Annotated in this window: 21 protein-coding genes; 7 read left to right on the top strand and 14 right to left on the bottom strand. The window is 55.9% G+C overall.

From position 1 onward, the window contains the following. Positions 1-2 precede the first annotated feature (2 nt). The 3 genes from DJ82_RS13745 to DJ82_RS14655 all read right to left on the bottom strand — a co-directional run bounded on the left by DJ82_RS13745 (position 3) and on the right by DJ82_RS14655 (position 1,838). On the bottom strand, positions 3-260 hold the full coding sequence (locus tag DJ82_RS13745) for a hypothetical protein (protein ID WP_094582133.1): 258 nt from the start codon (positions 258-260) through the stop codon (positions 3-5). Then, entirely contained in the window at positions 260-958 is a 699-nt protein-coding gene (locus DJ82_RS13740; RefSeq protein ID WP_094582078.1) for a hypothetical protein, read from the bottom strand. The genes DJ82_RS13745 and DJ82_RS13740 overlap by 1 nt, the downstream gene beginning before the upstream one ends. Before the next feature lie 223 nt (positions 959-1,181). After that, on the bottom strand, positions 1,182-1,838 hold the full coding sequence (locus tag DJ82_RS14655; protein WP_143420579.1) for a hypothetical protein: 657 nt from the start codon (positions 1,836-1,838) through the stop codon (positions 1,182-1,184). Positions 1,839-2,557: 719 nt separating this feature from the next. Here DJ82_RS14655 and DJ82_RS14650 point away from each other — a divergent pair. Further along, positions 2,558-2,827, top strand: coding sequence for a type II toxin-antitoxin system RelE/ParE family toxin (locus DJ82_RS14650; RefSeq protein ID WP_143420577.1), 270 nt, complete (start codon positions 2,558-2,560; stop codon positions 2,825-2,827). A 292-nt stretch (positions 2,828-3,119) separates the two neighbouring features. Next, on the top strand, positions 3,120-3,539 hold the full coding sequence (locus DJ82_RS13730; RefSeq protein ID WP_094582076.1) for a hypothetical protein: 420 nt from the start codon (positions 3,120-3,122) through the stop codon (positions 3,537-3,539). A gap of 565 nt (positions 3,540-4,104) precedes the next feature. Here the strand turns inward: DJ82_RS13730 and DJ82_RS13725 are convergent. Together DJ82_RS13725 and DJ82_RS14645 are read right to left on the bottom strand one after the other, a co-directional pair. Further along, on the bottom strand, positions 4,105-5,031 hold the full coding sequence (locus tag DJ82_RS13725) for a DUF4268 domain-containing protein (RefSeq protein WP_158217313.1): 927 nt from the start codon (positions 5,029-5,031) through the stop codon (positions 4,105-4,107). A 349-nt stretch (positions 5,032-5,380) separates the two neighbouring features. Then, complete coding sequence (locus DJ82_RS14645) at positions 5,381-6,010, bottom strand: hypothetical protein (protein ID WP_143420575.1); 630 nt, start codon at positions 6,008-6,010, stop codon at positions 5,381-5,383. 366 nt (positions 6,011-6,376) lie between these two features. On the opposite strand from DJ82_RS14645, the gene DJ82_RS14840 reads away from it, so the two are divergent. Continuing rightward, the gene (locus tag DJ82_RS14840) at positions 6,377-7,657 is read left to right on the top strand and encodes a hypothetical protein (RefSeq protein ID WP_158217312.1); all 1,281 of its coding nucleotides are present in this window, start codon (positions 6,377-6,379) and stop codon (positions 7,655-7,657) included. An 81-nt stretch (positions 7,658-7,738) separates the two neighbouring features. On the opposite strand, the gene DJ82_RS13715 is transcribed toward DJ82_RS14840, so the two are convergent. Further along, the gene (locus DJ82_RS13715) at positions 7,739-8,068 is read right to left on the bottom strand and encodes a hypothetical protein (RefSeq protein ID WP_094582074.1); all 330 of its coding nucleotides are present in this window, start codon (positions 8,066-8,068) and stop codon (positions 7,739-7,741) included. Positions 8,069-8,315: 247 nt separating this feature from the next. Here DJ82_RS13715 and DJ82_RS13710 point away from each other — a divergent pair, with 247 nt between their 5' ends. Beyond that, a complete protein-coding gene (locus tag DJ82_RS13710) occupies positions 8,316-8,513 on the top strand; it encodes a type II toxin-antitoxin system ParD family antitoxin (RefSeq protein ID WP_094582073.1) in 198 nt (65 codons plus the stop codon). Positions 8,514-8,599: 86 nt separating this feature from the next. Here the strand turns inward: DJ82_RS13710 and DJ82_RS14640 are convergent, their stop codons facing one another. Continuing rightward, on the bottom strand, positions 8,600-8,827 hold the full coding sequence (locus tag DJ82_RS14640) for an HTH domain-containing protein (protein WP_158217311.1): 228 nt from the start codon (positions 8,825-8,827) through the stop codon (positions 8,600-8,602). A 169-nt stretch (positions 8,828-8,996) separates the two neighbouring features. On the opposite strand from DJ82_RS14640, the gene rdfA reads away from it, so the two are divergent. The 3 genes from rdfA (at position 8,997) to DJ82_RS13700 (ending at position 11,731) form a co-directional block, all read left to right on the top strand. After that, positions 8,997-9,665, top strand: coding sequence for a rod-determining factor RdfA (gene rdfA / locus DJ82_RS14635; protein WP_143420572.1), 669 nt, complete (start codon positions 8,997-8,999; stop codon positions 9,663-9,665). Positions 9,666-9,678: 13 nt separating this feature from the next. Next, the gene (locus DJ82_RS13705; RefSeq protein WP_094582072.1) at positions 9,679-10,353 is read left to right on the top strand and encodes a ribonuclease H-like domain-containing protein; all 675 of its coding nucleotides are present in this window, start codon (positions 9,679-9,681) and stop codon (positions 10,351-10,353) included. 754 nt (positions 10,354-11,107) lie between these two features. After that, positions 11,108-11,731: a hypothetical protein gene (locus DJ82_RS13700; protein ID WP_094582071.1), complete on the top strand. Its 624-nt coding sequence runs from the start codon at positions 11,108-11,110 to the stop codon at positions 11,729-11,731. A 373-nt stretch (positions 11,732-12,104) separates the two neighbouring features. Here the strand turns inward: DJ82_RS13700 and secY are convergent, their stop codons facing one another. The 7 genes from secY to DJ82_RS13665 are packed head-to-tail and all read right to left on the bottom strand — an operon-like array spanning position 12,105 to position 16,893. After that, a complete protein-coding gene (gene secY, locus DJ82_RS13695) occupies positions 12,105-13,574 on the bottom strand; it encodes a preprotein translocase subunit SecY (protein ID WP_094582070.1) in 1,470 nt (489 codons plus the stop codon). Between the two features lie 2 nt (positions 13,575-13,576). After that, positions 13,577-14,074: an uL15m family ribosomal protein gene (locus DJ82_RS13690; protein WP_094521942.1), complete on the bottom strand. Its 498-nt coding sequence runs from the start codon at positions 14,072-14,074 to the stop codon at positions 13,577-13,579. Further along, on the bottom strand, positions 14,071-14,535 hold the full coding sequence (locus DJ82_RS13685) for a 50S ribosomal protein L30 (protein WP_094521941.1): 465 nt from the start codon (positions 14,533-14,535) through the stop codon (positions 14,071-14,073). The genes DJ82_RS13690 and DJ82_RS13685 overlap by 4 nt, the downstream gene beginning before the upstream one ends. Further along, a complete protein-coding gene (locus DJ82_RS13680) occupies positions 14,535-15,182 on the bottom strand; it encodes a 30S ribosomal protein S5 (RefSeq protein WP_094521940.1) in 648 nt (215 codons plus the stop codon). The genes DJ82_RS13685 and DJ82_RS13680 overlap by 1 nt, the downstream gene beginning before the upstream one ends. Continuing rightward, entirely contained in the window at positions 15,175-15,732 is a 558-nt protein-coding gene (locus DJ82_RS13675; protein WP_094526505.1) for a 50S ribosomal protein L18, read from the bottom strand. Before DJ82_RS13675 ends, DJ82_RS13680 begins: the two co-directional genes overlap by 8 nt. Beyond that, positions 15,732-16,193, bottom strand: a complete 462-nt coding sequence (locus DJ82_RS13670; RefSeq protein WP_094521938.1) for a 50S ribosomal protein L19e — start codon at positions 16,191-16,193, stop codon at positions 15,732-15,734. The genes DJ82_RS13675 and DJ82_RS13670 overlap by 1 nt, the downstream gene beginning before the upstream one ends. Next, positions 16,186-16,893: a 50S ribosomal protein L32e gene (locus DJ82_RS13665; RefSeq protein WP_094521937.1), complete on the bottom strand. Its 708-nt coding sequence runs from the start codon at positions 16,891-16,893 to the stop codon at positions 16,186-16,188. Before DJ82_RS13665 ends, DJ82_RS13670 begins: the two co-directional genes overlap by 8 nt.

The following is a 16,893-nucleotide window of genomic DNA, read 5'->3' as shown; positions in this document are numbered from 1 at the left end:
GACTACTCGTTGCCGAGCGCTTCGACCTGCGTCTCCAGCTCGGCGATCCGTTGTTCTTGTTCAAGCGCAATCGCCATCCACACCGGTGCCAGCGGATTCGGGTGGTTGAGGTTGCCAGCGGCGTCCGCGTGATTACGGGCGTACACGAACAGGTCGTCGAATCGAAATTGGTCCTCCCGACGCAGGGGCCGGCGAAATTCGCCCCACTCTTCTTCGACCTCCCGCAGCTGATCCCGATATGTTGGGGTTGTCCGACCCATCACTGCACCCCCGGCGAGGCCATTGCGCGTTCGACCGTCGACGCTTCGTGCATTCGTGCGCGGTGTTCAAGAACCTCCCTCCAGTACGCAAGTGTCGTCTGCATCCAGCCGTCGTCAGTATGGTAGACAAGCGTTTCCGTATCGCTCGCTGCGTCCTCGAAGCGGGGGCCGAAGGCTGTTGCCCGGCACTGGAGGTGCATCGCAGCGGCGCGACGCAACGGCCGGGAGAAACCATCCTCGTGACACCGAGTCACGACGACCGGTACGTCGTGGACGCGAGCGATACGGGCAACTGACGCGATCGCACGTATGAACATCTGCTCCGCGAGATCGCCGTTGACATCGGCAGCCCGGTACATTCCGTCGAGTCCAGTTGCAACGACGACCGACGGTGATGACTGTTCGTCCAGTCGTCCGGCTAGTCGATCGAGGAGCGACGTGTGCTGGTGTGCCGTGAATCCACGAGCCACCTCGATACGATCGAGGATACGATCGGCCGGTGCAAGTTCGCGGAGCCGTGTGGTGTTCGCCCTGTTAGCGCCGTCGACCCAGAACGCCGGGCCATCTCTACTGAGCACTCGATCGAGGAGGAGCGCTTGAACGGGTGTGACACCGATGTCGTCGTCGACATCGACAAGTGTGACGCCCGGCACGAGCTCCGGGAGATCGGCGGTCGGTCGTCGGGAACGAGTGTGCATGGTGTCGAAGATGGGGAGATGTGTAAAATGGGTGAGCCATGGATGGGCGGTGGAAGTGGAAGTAGTACTCAGGCAATGGCCCGTTGGAACACTCAGTCGCTGACAACATTTGATTTGATCGCGGTCAATACAGAGGACTTACAGACTAGAAATGGTCTATCTCTGTCTGGAACGCCCTGCGAGATACAGAGGGCGTTATTCAGCACAGCAGTTCGTGATACAATCATATCCAAGGGTCAGAGTCTTCGCTGCGCTGATGAAGCGAATTTGAGGCAGAATTAGCATTGTTACTCACGGCTTGCTTTGTTACTCCGCGCGTAGTATGCCAAGATAAGGATAGTGGACTTTTGCTGTCAGGCCCGTACGTATACTCCCCTTCCTCTTGATCATAGGTAAGGTTCTGATCTTTCTTAATCCAGTAATCAAGAGTCTCTGCGCAAGAGCCGAGTTCGGCAACCAATATTGCTAGTTCCGCCTGTGCTACGTACCGCCCTACTTGCAGAGGAGACAACTCAATATCTTCTCCTTGTACTGGGTGTATCGTACCATTGGCGGTTTCAACCCCAACAAGAACCTGCCCTGTCCCCTCAGCCCTATAGAGAATTGCAAGACTGCAAAGTAACTCACCCTTGAATCGCCGCTCTGCGATAAGCTGGCGTGTCGAGGGGGCTTCAGGATATTCATTCACTTCAACCGAGTCAAATTCACTCATAACACTGCGTAATGCTTCCAGACACGGCCCATATCTCGGATCTTCTTCGAGCTCCTGTTCTTCGTGCTCTCCCTTATTTTTTGCAGGCCTGAAACCGATATTTAGTATCTCGATTACCACCTTTCCGGCATCACGGACAGCAGCTAATCTTCTATCAGCATGTACCATATGATTTCTACTGGCTGAATGTATAAGTAATTACTGCATCTTATGCTTTACCTCCTTTTTGATTTTGACCCCAAATACGGGTTAAGAGGGTGATATTTATTTATTCTTGTATCCATAGTTTACTAAAGGAGAATCTATTTATACGTGTGCAGTAAACCTATTGATGGGACAAGGACAGCTGAGCAAACCACGATGCGTAACGTGGGAAGCAGATCCCGAGGAATTCACATGAGCCAATCGATAAAAGGCAAAAACGCCGACATTCGGGTTTCAAAACACGGTGATCAGCGTTGTGTCAGAATAATTGACGAAAGTGTCGTCCTAAGTGGCTGTCCTGCTTACCCAGAGATGTTTGATAATGAATAAAACAGATTCAAGTCAGAAGGCGGTAGTAGAGTGTCCGCATTGTGATAAGTCCATTGTGGCTGAAAAGACTGCCTCAGGCCGGTTTACACTAACCCCACTCGGTGGGAGTAGTGGGGTATCGTTAGGGGCCCTAGTCGGGAGTACAAACGGAATTGCAGGCAGTCTGGCGGCAATGAGCACAGGTACGACAGCAATGTCCGCTACGTCAGTGTTTGGGCCTGCTGGTCTCCTTATCGGGAGTATGGCCGGGTACATTTTGGGCGAGCATCTCGACCAGTACCAGTGCCCCAGTTGTGGTGAGAGCCTCAATATCTAACCGAATAGTCCCGTACGAAGGCTCACACAGTCCACCTATGAACTACGAACTCATATTCACCGACCAAGGCGAAAAGGCGATAGATCGACTTGAGACAGAAAATCAGGAGCGGGTAAAACAAAAGCTCAACCGTATTGCGAATTCCCATTACCGGCACCCAGCTGACTGGGATTTCGAGCAGATGACCGGCTGTTGTGAAGGACGATTCCGCATTACTGGGAATCTTCGGGTGTTCGCGGATATCGACGAGGAACGTGGGATAATCCGGATTCATCATATTGGGCGCCGGGAGAACCTTTACACATAGGTACCCCCCGGCGCCTTTTTTATCCTATTATATATTTTTGTAGTGGGCAGTAGGGCCTGTTCGGCATAGTTCGGACACGGCTTATTATATTACTTGAATGCCCACTTAGCGCAGAGAGCAGTCTTTAGTGAGTCTACTCGAAAGTTGTCAAGAGCAGCGTGCTGAATATAGAGGGTGAGTTGGTCATCTCATGAGCAGCCCACATTATATTCTACCACTTCTGATAGCACGGACAGGCCCGAATTTCACCCACCCGGGAATTCAATAAGCCAGAAATTGTATAATAATGTGAATGTCTCTCGCCCAAGACTATAACCAACGCGTGGCTGGTAACTTCGAAGGCTTCGCCGTGTCCATCATTGCTGGTGCGTTCGCCCTCGTTGGCGAAGCGATGGCCGAATCACCCGCCACTCCAGACGACACGACCGTAAACACCCTCTTAGCATTCATCCAAGCATACCCCGCCCTCATCACGATAGGCGGTATCCTCTTTGCTGTCGCAGCAGCGGGGCCGCTCGGCTTCGTTGGGTTCATCTTCGAACTCGGTGGACTCCGCCTCCTGTTCGTTGATCCGATGACCGGACTCGTTTTCATACTTCTCGGTGCAGGCTTCATCGTCGTCGGATCGAAGTTCTGGCAGTGGGTGCCAGTCATCGAGTATTTCTTATCGAATAGTCAACGTGGCGGTCGGGGAGAATACAGGCGTCGATAGTGACACCCTCTAGTTTTCACGAGTCTTGTTCCTCGTTGAGTGCGTCTATTATCAGTTCACGCGTGTGCTGGTTGTGTCACCAATCGTACTCAACCTCGCGCCGTCTTTCCCTCGCTCGGATCCACCTCTCCTTCGATCGACTCACACACTGTATGCAACAAACATTCTACGAGCTACCGAGGTACTGTCAGAACCCGCGTGCTGCATACAGAGGATGGGCCTTGTTTAGACGCCCCCGATAACGTGGGCTGGTGACTGTATCGGCTGAACAGGATTTGTCTATGAGAGCCTCTCTGTTCGATTTCGTTTTTCCGATAGCGACCGGTTCATCCGATCCACACCGCGTCTAAACAAGGCTCAGAGGATGTATGCAGCAAGAGGGTGCTATTATTTGAATTCGGGATTGAAACCAACTGATTGATTAATATGCTGATCTGGTACCCGCGAGGCAAGCAAGCGGTTCACCGGCAGCGGGATGAGAGGCGTATTGTATCCCTGTTTGCAAAAAGCGATTAGCATGAGTACTGACGTATAATTAAAATAGTGTTGAGCTTTCTAATTGGGGCTATGATATATCTCGGACCCGCTCTCCGATTGCATTTTCAAACCTAACCATCGCATCTACCATCTCTTCCTGAATTCGATTCCATTCCTCTTTGTCTCTCAGGCCGGAATCAGCTACCTCTTTCTGGATTCTGCAAGCACGCTTATTTTCGAGCTTTTGCCAGTCTAGTTCCGACCCGAACTCGTCCTCGATCTCGGCTGCCTGATTCCTGAGTGCGTCAAATATTTTCTCATTCCGTTCACCCGAGTCCGAATCAATATACAGTTCGACTCCAGCCCTGTCGTTTTGAATCAGGTACGTATACGCGACACCACCGATCCCAGTTCCACCTTTCCCGAGCCAACCTTGCTGCTTGGGAGATATCGTCTTGAACAAAGTGAATCGATCGTTGCTCTTTTTCAATAACTCCTCCCAAAATTGCTCCTGCAGTAGTTCACGCTCAGATGCATCAGCCCTCTCATCACCGATATCCTTGGCAACAGGTGACGGGGTTGAAATCGGCGTGAAGAGTGGGGCTTCTGACCCATTTACTTCTACAGTTTCGATTGTAACGAGATAGAAGTCTTTGTCGGATGATTCATTCAACCACTGTACTGCTTTCTCATGTTCGTAGCGAGGTTCTCGAACAACCCAGACGGCTATATCGGCATCAAATGCTGTGGAATACGTTATTAGTTTTCCGAGGTGGTCATGATCACTTGATCCGAACTGGCATTCGATGATCCCGTCTTTTCGCTCGTCTTCATCCTCAACAACCAAGTCGATCTGAAAGCCGGTTGGAGTCTGCTTTTCTCGGGTAGTGACAGTAAAAGAAGTACCAAGTGTCTCGTTCAGACGATCGATATTCTCGTCGAGCCATTCGGTGAATTCGAGTTCTTTCTCCCAGATCGCATTCGGTGTTTTGCGAATTGCTTTTGGAACATCCATGTGAGGGTGTATTGAGGTATCTGTCATAAATCCACTTTTGAGAGATCAACACCGTTCGTCCGGCGACAGTCTACCTTTCACGTGGCTGTAAGCGACATAGCCTGATTCCGTCAAAAGCAGTCTTCAGACATAATCGAATTCTCACTGATTGATTTGCGCTCCGTGTTCAGCAACGCCTGAGTGAGTCCCCGGATTGCTGTCAAAAATTCAGTGCGAGATACAGAGGATCAATCCAGCACAGCGTTCGCGTTCATTCCGTTCCCGATCAGCTGAATTAGCTGTGTTACTGGAAGTGCGGACTGAAAGGTTGCTTCAGCGGCGGTGGCATTAAACAACTGATAAGTTCGTGTCAGTACGTCACGTTCCGAATAGGAGTAAGCGAAATTGATTCAATCTCTTCGCGACGGATATCCTTCTCAAGCCCATTTTCACTCACCAACCGCAATCCTATCTCGCCAGCGATCCAGATCTTTTCAAGACTCGGTGTGACGTATTTTGACCGACTATTGTCTCCACAGACTTCGACACGCCATTCTCCGCCCTCGTCGTCACCTATCCATTGGTGATCAACGTATGTCTCCCAACACTCGGTACAAACTTCTTCGACTTGCTCCTCTAAATTTCCAGTGAACGAACTCGGCTGGAACGGCAAGGAATGATGCAGTGCTCTCCCACATACCTTCGAAGCCTGCAAGATTTCACCATTATTATTATTGAATTGAACCAAACAGCCGTTAACAATACCAGTAGAATCGTCGTCAACAAATGTCTCATCAAAATTTCGTTTGCAGCATTTACAAGATATATTATCTTCCGACACATTCTCATTCAATTCAAAGTGCTCTCCCTCAATCGGTAATCGTACCGCTTCGCAGAGGCTCGACCATCCAAATTCAGTGCTTGGATGTAGATGGTTATCGTAGAAGATATGCGAAAGGGATCCATCGACAGTCCAGTAATAGGGAGTGGGATGATACACTATTCAAGAATCAGAGTTATAAGAATGATAAAGTCTCTGTCCTATTTTGGAGAATCACCGACAAAATATAAATATATTTATGATTATTCTTCCCCGTAATGGACTACATCAATAGATGGTGACTGAGCACCCTGTATTGAATGACTCGTGAGCCCCGTATTGACCGATCCGAACAGTTGGTCTTCCTCGAACTCTCCGTGCAAGATGCGTGCACTGTATTCAGCAGGACTGCTGAAATCTATCACCGAGTGAGGGTGTCAACAAGGCCACAGAACCCCATTCGACGCTAGTAGGCAGCTGACCCAGCAACACAATCTGATAATTTCAACCTGCCAATTTTATAACCCGTTTTCGTTAGGTTGTACTGTGAAAGCAGTTGCACTCAACATTGGTGCGAACAGTAGTTCACCCGGCGGCAGGGGACCAATCCACTCCGACGGGTCGTTTCGGTATATCCCAATAGCCGAAGCGGACGAATCAGTCTCTTCGCCAACATACGGAGACCTTGGTTTGGATGACATCCGCCCGGATGAGGTTCGCGATACGGTCACACACTTTGATCCCGTGTTTCCTGAAATTTCCGAAAGTACAGAGTACACCTACGGTGATAGACATCCTCCGAAGACCACTGAAATCGAGCGACTCGAAGAAGGTGACCTCTTGTTCTTCTACGCCACGCTCGATTACGCAGATGACCGAGCTCCAGAGCACGAATGGATAAACGACGACTGGGGTGCCTACATCATCGGGCACTTCACGCTAGAGTATGACCCAATCACGAAAGAAGAGTACCACACCCTCCCGAAGGAAGTGAAAGAGCGATTCGCATCTAATGCACACGTCCGTCGTGACGTGTTTGATGCGGAGTACCTTGTCCTTGGAAATCGTGACGACTCACAGCTTTACGATATCCCCATCCCTCTAAGTGGGACCACCGGAACTGAAGCGAATCAATTCGTTACGAGATACTCCGAAGATTCGGGGGACGGTCCGTGGTACCGTCGCCCGTTACGCTATGACCGTGAGGGCACGAGGTCCCTGCTTCAGGTCCAACGGTCTACCAAGAGCGAACTCGGTCAGGAACCGAGCGTCGTGGACCGAACAAGAATCGACCCTGACACGCTCGGAACGAGAGGTCAGCTCCAGTTTTTCTTCCATGCTCCCGAGTCCCCACTTCCCGTTCGAGACATAGTAGGGAAATCCAAGACAGAGCCACATCTTGAAAAGCGAGCAGAAAACTACTGTAACGAGTGTTATCAACGTAATATCTCCGGGTTTTTGACTGACAGCAGCCGTCGGTACCTCTTCCTCTTCACCAAGTGCCGGAACGAGAATTTACCCGACTCTCACGGGACCCGATACGTTGTCGGCTACATCGAGAAAGAGAATCGACTTAATATGGGTGACCACCTTGCCGTACAGGGGCCCACACGAGTTGTGGACTTCGAAGATGCTGTCCCCCTCTCAGAAGTAGTTGACTCGTATCAATACGTCCGAAGCAAAGTGCTAGACGAATCAACAACCACCGACCTTGTCGAGCGACTTGATGCCGGCGATAACGTGCTGGAAGCGTGTCTCAGTGAAGTGGAACATCTAAAAGAGCAGGGCTGGAATCCGAACACTCCGTCTCGCTCCGACAGCTGCTAGGGACACGCACAACAGACAGAAGATCTCTTTCGCCGCGTCCACTCAAATATGATCTCAGGATCTTTAGCGACGTCGTTGAGATTAAGATACTTTGCTGGTGTCGCCTGTAAACTCATCCTCACCGCGGAGGCGTCCCATAGTCCCATTCATAGCGTAGATCAGTGTCGCTGCTACTTCGAACGCTTCTATTCGTGATAGTCCGGATACCGGTCTTGTCACAAACTCCTCACCATCGACATTCACGCCGGTGATCGGAGTTACAGAATAGTCGCCATCGCCCGCTGTCCCGTCAAGACGGACGAAAATTGAGGGATCGTCATCGGATACCCACTCGATGTAGTACTCGTCGTGGATCTCCTCATTCCACCCTGACGGATAGTACTCGAGATGCTCAGTTTCGCTTTCAGGCATAAGACGTAGTTGAAAGTCGTGTCCGGCACCGAATAAAATTGTTCCACACTAATACTTTTGAGTCACTTCAGAATGCAGATCATGAGATTCGATTGAGTATGGAGAGCATCTACAATTCTCGTAACTTGCCGACCGATAAGACTCATTCCACTATAGCGGTGCTATGACGGGTGTGATGTATGGATGCGTGGACATCCGAGGTATGATATGCGACACTATGAAGATATTCCCCTGAGAATACGAGTGTATGCCAAAGGTAAGCGTTGAGATCCCGCAGGAATTGCTTGACGATCTCGACAGCCACGTTGGCGACGACGGGAAGTTCGTCAATCGGAGTGACGCTATCCGGGCGTCGATCCGTAAAACACTAGATATGCTTGATGAGATCGACGAGCGGCATGGACGGGTTGACTCAGCAGAAACTAAAGGCGGGAATACGAATTGACAGCTCCACATCAACACGCAAACGACCGGCAACAGCGAAAGTGAACCGTAACTGCAATCGGTCGGAGTTCTAGCTACTATCGTGTATTAGTTTGTCATCCAAATCCGCGTCCCACCGACAAGTTTACTGATTATATCATTTTCCTCCTCAAGTTTGTTCAGACGTTGGTATGCTGCTTGTCGAGAGCAATTGAAGCGAGCAGCAATTTCACTGGTTCCAGCTGGTTCCATTTCGTCAATCGCCGCCAGCAACTCCTCATCAGTAAACTTCGGAGAGAACTTACCCGTGTCGGGATCCCGTCGATCGTCCGTCACACACGCAAGTAGAGGTGATCTTAGATTAGTGTATCGGACATACATTTGTTGACGAAAGTTTTAATCGTCTTGCGACCTGACAAGTGGTTATCCGAAGGCGTCGCCTGCTTCTTGATGATAGAAGCAGGCCGGTGTTACAGCACCGGCCTTCGGGGAGGACCGAATCCCCATGCCGACAGAAGAAGACCTACAACAAGATAGTGACGGAGCTCAACAACCCAAACAACAGACTCTGGATGGCGACACCGCCGAGATAGATTACAAGGAGTCATCAAGTTCGCAGGGCGCGAAAGTACGTCGTGTCATACGAAAATACAACCTCGACGGTCTCGGACAAGAACTCAAACAAAAATACACGGGTCCCGGAAGGCGCTGGTCACTCCGTGAACTCGAAGAGGAGTTCAATCTCAAAGTTCTCGACCATAGCACCCGAGGGGCTCAGGTAAAAGAAGAGGAATATCATGACTGTATCCAGCGACTCAAATCCAATGATCGGGAACTAACTCAGGAACGACTCCGCTTGCTCGGGGTAGATGGGAAGGAAGTCCTCAACGACATGGTCACATACGAGACCATTCGTCTGTATTTAAAGAACTTCCATGGTGTGACTGCTCAGGAACAATTCGTAAGCCCCAGTAAATCAGCGGAAACCGTCGAACTGCTCCATCGTCGCCTCCGGCGAGTGTTATCCGATATACTGGAGCGGCACCACCGGCGTGACGAAGTACCTGCAGAGCCCGATATCGACTCAACAGTTGGCGTAGTCTGTCCAGACTGTGGAGCAAGCGTGAGTGCCGTTAAATATCTTCAATTGCAGAAGTGTCCGAATTGTCTGTAAAAGGTGTCCAATAGTGACAGACACACTAACATCCGTCTCGTTCGACATCGAGACCACAGGTTTCGAACGATCGGAGATTGTGACAACCGTCGGGTTTAGTCTCCCACTCGGCTGTCGTCTATTCGTCAATACAGCGGATTCTTCACTCGCGAAAGGTCCCGTGGAGGAGAGATTGGAGATCGCGTTCGATACATCGATCGAACTCAGCACGCACACAACTGAGTCCGCATTACTTGAGTCGATAACTGAGTTCGGATCGGAAATACTGGGGCCTCGTGAGTATCTTCTCGTCGCGTTCAACGGTGAGAGGTTTCGAGGAGGGTTTGATCTGCCCTTCCTGCGATCTCGATACGCGACGCACGATGTTCAGTGGCCGTTCTATGATGTACCATACGCTGATCTGATGCCAGTATTCGACTCGAGATTCAACACGACGGTGAAAGACAGCAAAATTTCGGACCTCGAGTCGGTATATGACATGCTGATCGGTGACGGATTGACTGAACTCGACCCGTTCGAGGACAGCAGCGAAGCAGTGACCGCGTTTGAGGAACAGAGAATCGAACCGCTCCTCAAGCACAATGTCTCGGACGTCCTTCGAACAGATGCGCTCGCAACTCTCGCTGAGCGCTACTGCTCGAAGTCGGAGTTCAAATTGAAATCGCTAACTCCTGTGTCGCACAGGTGAACGAAAGAACAGCCGTACTAACGGGTTGGTAGCGGAATCCAATCCCGGTCGTTCAGCTTCAAAACTGGGAATATGTTCATTGGTCGGAATGACGGTGACCTGACCTTCGCGGAACACCTCATCAGAGATATCCGGAAGGAAGTCGGTCTGGAGGCGGTCGTCGTCGCCGTCTGGGTCGACAGCGTCGGCGTTGTCGTTCCTCGATCTTGCTGTTGGTGAACCCCTAGGTCCGGACCTGAGTCAAACACGACATCTATTTTCGGGCATATAAATGCCGCCCGTCGAGGCGTTCTAGCCGACCACCTCAGGGGCGACTGATTAACCAGTATCGGCTGTCCCCACGGGGACTACAGGGGAGAGGGTATCACTAGGCCGAATCCTGCGGCGTCTGTTACTGTGCGTCCTCAAATTGATCATAGACCAGTCCACCGCAGACAGCGGAAACCGTGGGGTGGGGGGACTCCCCAGCGTCCGCATAATTGACACTCAGACAAGAAACGGAGATGTGTCAAAACTACTCCTCTCCCAAGTCCCCCACGGGGACTGCAGGGGGATCTTCCTGTCTTGTTTTTCAGCCCCCCACCCCACAAGGGTATACACGGGTATATCTAAGACGTAATAGAATTTTGACCGCGCTCAGAATGGCAAGACCCGGTCAAAACAAACCCTCTAAATCCCTCGTATTACTAAATTCAGACCCGATTCACCCCCACCCACTGCTGAGGTTTATTAGCGGCCACGCTCGAAATCATATATGAGCAACAAGCTACCTGTCAGGGGTAGCGAGGTCCTGCGCGCGCTCCTCGAGGAAGACGAACTCACGAGCTCGGACTTCGCGAGCAGCTCCGATGTGACGTCGAACGCGTACAACTACACCTTCAAGCAATTGGAGGAAATGGGATTCATCGACCTCGAAGAAGGAAGACAGAACCCCAACGGCGGGAATAAGCCCAACCTAGCTAGCCTCACAGAAGAGGGACGCCACGTCGCCGAAGACCTCGACGAGCACGAGGAAACGATTGTCCGAGTTCAAAACTCCCAAGACGAGATAGAGGCCCTCGCAGAAGATATCGACCATCTGAGGCGGGAGATCTCGAGGGCAAAGTCAATGACCAGCAATCCCGGCTATCAAAAATATCAGATCGAACAACGGCTTGACCAACTCGAAGAACAGACAGGAGACTTAGCAGACAGGTTAAGTATGCTTTCGCCACAGGAGTGGGAGCATCGGGGAATGGTGCTGGGTAAGATCCGGACGGTGCTAGCCGAAGAGTTGGGCAAATCCGTCAGAATGTGTGGCCGGTGTGCAACCCCGACGGTCGTCGAAGTCAAACCGAATGGGACACAAACTTGCACCGAGTGCGGTTCCGAAGTCTAGCGGCAGCTCGGAATCACCGGTCACAGCCGTCAGCAGTCCGCTCCGTCACAATCCAGTGTCCGTTCAAGCAGCGGTGGCGTTGAGGCCTGCCCTCGCCGGTTTTTGAAACCCCAACACAGCGCGCGCGACGAGTCTCAGCGAACGCCGGTAAGCTTGACTTCCTTTCCACAGACTAGTGTTTTGAGTACGTCACTTAATCAGTCATGCGAAAACAGATATTTCTTCATCGGCCGTGGCGGGTGTGTGCCCTTGCGAGCGCGCCGCTGCGGCCGCCTCACGGGGAGAAATTAGTCAGCACTTCCCGGCTCTAATCTCTAATAAAATAGCAGACGTGGAAGCACTCGATCGTCAGACCGAGTGTGTACACATCGTGTTACTCGTTTCCAAACATCTGGCGCATCATCGGATGCATTTCCATCAGCTGCTCCTCGGCGATCTCCTCGTACAGCTTGTACGTGATCGAGACCGCGAGCAGCAGCCCGGTGCCGGAGACCTGGCCGATGGTGCCGAGCAGGTTCGCCATCACGGCGAGGAACCCGACGAGGGCGCCCCCGATGACGGTCACCTGCGGGATGTACCGCTCCATCACCTTCTCGACGACCTGCCGGTTCCGCCGGAAGCCGGGGATCTGCATCCCGGAGTTCTGGATCTGCTTCGCGGTCGCCTCCGGGCCCATCCCGGTCGTCTCGACCCAGAAGATGGCGAATATCGCGCCGCCGACGATCATGAACGTGAGGTCGATCGCGAGCCGGAGCGCGATCATCCACGGTTCGCCGGTCGCCGTCCCGCGGAACCACATCCACTGCTGCGGCTGCTGGATGGGGTTCAGGTAATAGAACAGCCCGGACGTGGGCTGCCCCTGATCGCCGTACACACCGAGCCACCCCGGCATCCCCGCCCACTGCGAGGAGAGGAGCTGCCCGACGAACTGGATGTTCGCCTGCAGCGCGCGGACGAGGATCATCGGCAGCACGGACGCGTAGATAAGCTTCACCGGGAAGCGGCCGCGAGCGCCCTTCACGCGGGCGTGCGACAGCGGGATCTCGACGCGGACCGACTCCGCGTACACGACGATCCCGAAGATGAACACCGTCGTGAACAGCGCGAGGATGTTCCCCGGCTCGAACAGCAGCGACTCGAGCCCGGCCGACGTGAACGGCGACCCCAGCTGGGTGCCGCCCGTCGCGATCGCGAACCAGTTCGCGAAGAAGCCTCGCGCGCCGAGCGCGGAGAAGCTGAAGAAGCCGCCGACGATCTGTTGGCTCACCGCCGCGATGATGAACAGCCCGACGCCGGAGCCGACGCCCCACTTGCTCACGATCTCGTCCATGAACAGGAGGAGGACGCCGCCGACGAAGATCTGCGCGAAGATCAGCGACTTAACGCCGAACGTCCCGATGCCGAGCGCCTGTCCGACGGCCGGATCCGCGGGCAGGAACTGCCCCGTGAACACCATCGGCGCGGCCGTCAGCGCCGTCACGATGATCACCAGCAGCTTCTGGAGGCCTTGGTACAGGACCTGGTCTCGCGGGTCGTCGGTGTCGAGGCCGAGCAGGTTCGCACCGCCCAACAGCTGGAGGACGATGGACGCCGTGACGATCGGTCCGATACCGACCTGCAACAGCGAGCCGGACGAGCCGGCGAGCACCGACCGGAACTGCCCGAAGAAGTCGGACCCCTGACCGACGGCCAACCCGAACGGGTTGATGTTGGTCAGGAAGAAGTAGACGACCAGGATGCCGGCCGTCCACGTGAGCTTCCGTCTGAACGGGACGTGACCCGCCGGTCGCTCCACGACGGGCATCCGAGAGAGCACCGGTTCGGCGGCCTCCTTCCAGCTCATGATTACGCCTCGTCAGTCTCGTCGTCTGAAGTGTTTTCTGATTCGGCAGCGGCTTCCTCGGCGCGCTCGGAGAGCGTCGCCTCGCCGCCAGCCTCCTCGATCAGTTCGACCGCACCGGCGGTGAACGCGTCGGCGGTGACGTGGAGCTCGCGGCGGACCTGTCCGCCGCCGAGCACCTTCACGACGTCGGCGTCGTAGCCGTCGTCGACGACGTCGCGCGCGTCGATGACGTACGCGTCGCCGTCCTCCTCGGCGAGGTCCTCCGCGGCGTACAGCGCCGCGTCCTCGTCGAGTTTCTGGACTTTGACCTCGAGGACTTCCGTCTGCGCGTCCTCGGGGCGCTTGAAGCCGTACTTACCGAGCGGTCCGTAGTTGTGGAACTCGTGTTTCGCGCGGCCGGCCGCCCCGCGGCCGCCGCGGTGACCGGCGCCGCGCCGGTTCTTGTGCGTTCCGCCGCCGTGGGTACGGGACCCGCGCTGTCGACGTTTCTTGCTCGTCATCGCATCGCCTCCAGGAGACCGTCGATCTCCTCGGTCGTGTGTTTCCCGAGCTCGCCGCCCTCGATCACGGGGTGTTTGATCCCCTCGTGACCGCCGCGGGGCGCGTGGAGCCGCAGCGTCGGAGAGAGCCCCTGATCGCGCAGGGTCGTCTCCTCGGCGACGAGCGCCTCGGCCAGCGCCTCCAAGTCGGCGTAGTCGGTGTTGTCGTCGATCCACTCGTCGTCGACGTCGGCCGAGCCCTCGAGGGGCTCGCCGCGCCGAGCGATAGTGGTCGCGACGGCGTCGACGCTCGGTTCCCCGAACGCGACGATGTCGTTCACCTTGGTGATCATCCCGCCGTACGAGTCCGTCTCCGGGACGAACGTCGCGTGGTTGACGCGCCCGATGTTCAGCATGTCGAGCGTGTCCTCGACGCCGTGCTCCAGGTTGACGTCGCCGCGGAGCTGTACGATCGCTTGCATCACTCGCTCACCTCGTCGTAGTGGACCTCGCGGGCGTGCTGCGGAGTGCGGGACTGCGCCGCGTTCTCCAGCGCGTTGAACGTCGCCTTCGCGAGGTTGACGGTCGTGCGGGTGTTGCCGTCGGAGTTCGTCCAGGCGTCCTCGACGCCGGCGAGCTCCAGAATGTTCCGGACCGTCTCCGCGGCCGCAAGGCCCAGCCCCTGCGGGGCGGGCTTGATCTCGACGGTGACGGAGCCGGCCTTACCCTTCGCCGTTCGGGTCAGGGAGTTCGTGCCGCCGGGCTGGTCCTCCCAGGACCCGGAGCCGCGGTCCACCTGGATGATGTTCAGCTTCGCGACGTCGATCGCCTTCTGGATGGCGCCGCCGACCTGGTCGTCCCGGGCCTGCGCGTAGCCGAGGTAGCCGTCGCGGTTGCCCACGGCGACCACGCAGCGGAACTTCACGCGGCGGCCGGAGTCGGTCATGCGCTGGACCATGTTGATGTCCAGCACCTCGTCTTCCAGCCCCGGGAGGAGCTGGTCGACGATCTCGGCCTCCTTCATCGGGAGGCCGGAGTCGAGCGCCTGTTCCATCGACGAGATGTCGCCGTTCTGTACCTTGCGGCCGAGTCGCGTCCGCGGTTCCCAGCCGTCGTTGTGTCTACTCATGGTCCTCCTGGATTGTCGCGAGCACGTCGTCGAAGTGCTCGGGTAAGTCGGCCGCGTCGAACTCGCCGCTGTACAGCGGCTCGTCGAGCTGGTCGTCGTACGCGGCGATGTGCTCGCCTCGCGTACGCGACCAGTCGGCCAGCACGCCGTCGTTGTGCGGGATCTCGAGGCCGGCGTCGATCGCTCCTTCCTGTACTGCAAACGTCTTGTTGCCGGGCGTCGCCGTGTTGAGCCCGATGTCGAGGACGGCCTCGTCGAGGCCGGCGTCGACTGCGCGAGCGCCCGCGAGGTACCCGGTGAGGTACGCGCTGGGAAGGTTGCCCGTGGGGGCGTCCCAGCCGTACTCCGCGAGGTCCTCGCTGGAGGCGGCCGCGTGGGTCTCGTCGCCGTCGGATCCGGGAGTCACCAGCTGCGCCCTGACGTGAGCGTTGCTCACCCGGGCGACCAGGCGAGGCTTGCCCGATTTCAGCAGGCGCAACCTCTGATGGTAATCCGTCCGGACCTCGCGGCGGCGCCGCATCGGCACCTTGTATCGTGGTCCTGTCGCCATTACTCTGTCACCTCGTAGCCGTACTGCGTCTGGATGTACGCCTCCAGTCGGGCGACGTCCTCGAACTCGCCACCGCTCGCCTTGTTGTAGAGCGTGCGGTACTCCGTGGCGTCGAGGACGTCCTCGTCGTCGCGGAGCTCCTTCAGGCGGGTCCGCATCGCGCGGATCCGCGCCTTCCAGTCGTCTTTCGTGTTCTGTCGCGCGCCGGCTTTCCCCTTCCGGGTACCGGCGCCGGACTTGTGTCCGTACGAGCGCTTCGCGGCGCGCTCGCGGGCCTGTCCGCGGGAGTTCGTTTTCGCGTCCTTCGCGCGGATCGTGCCCTGCTCGATGAGTTCGCGGACGTCCTCTCGCGTGATGGCGTCCTCGATCTCCTCCTGTGCCTCGGGGTCGAGCCAGACGCGGCCCTTGCCGACGTCCAGCTCGTCCGCTGCGAGCCGTTTCTGCGCTTTCAGGTCACTCATCGTCGACCTCCACTTCGACGTAGGTCGGGTTCAGCACGCGGATCTCGCGCTCCTCCGCCTCGTCTTCGATCAGTTCGCGCTTGCGACCGCCGACCTTCGAGGCGATCCGCACCGCCTGCGTGTCGCCGTCGACGCCTTCGAGATCGTCCGTGTTGTGCACGCGGACCTCCTCGAAGCCGCTCGGGTGCAGGTCGCGCGACGCCTTCGGCGACCGGAACCCAGCCTCGACGACGGGGCCCTTCGCCTTCATGCGCCGGCGCTGCTTGGAGAGCCCGCCGCGCGGCTTGCGCCACGACGTCGGGATCCGCTTTTTCTTGTGGTAGTCCTGCCGGTTGAACTGCGGTTTCCCCTCGCGGTGCTTCTGCGCGAGCGCGCGAGCGGTCTCGTCGTCCAGCTCCGGCGTCTTCTCGGCGTGACCGCGGGGGCGAAGCTCCGTCTCGACGTCCTCGTCGGCGGCGGCCTCGTCGGCCTCCTCCTCGTCCGTCTCGTCTTCGATTTCCGCGTCCGCCTCCTCGTCGACCTCCAGCCCGCCGACGTCGGCCTTGATACGCGCTGCGAGCGCGTTGCCGACGCCGTCGACCTCGGAGAGCTCCGACTGGGAGGCGGCCTTCACGTCCTCGACCGTCTCGTAGCCGGCCTCGCGAAGGGCGTCCGCCTTCGAGGGACCGACACCGCTGATGTCTTCCAGTTCTTCGGCCAT

This window comes from Halorubrum sp. Ib24, from assembly GCF_002252745.1.
In the GTDB taxonomy this organism is placed as follows: Archaea; Halobacteriota; Halobacteria; order Halobacteriales; family Haloferacaceae; genus Halorubrum.
This window is presented reverse-complemented; position numbering and strand designations above follow the sequence as displayed.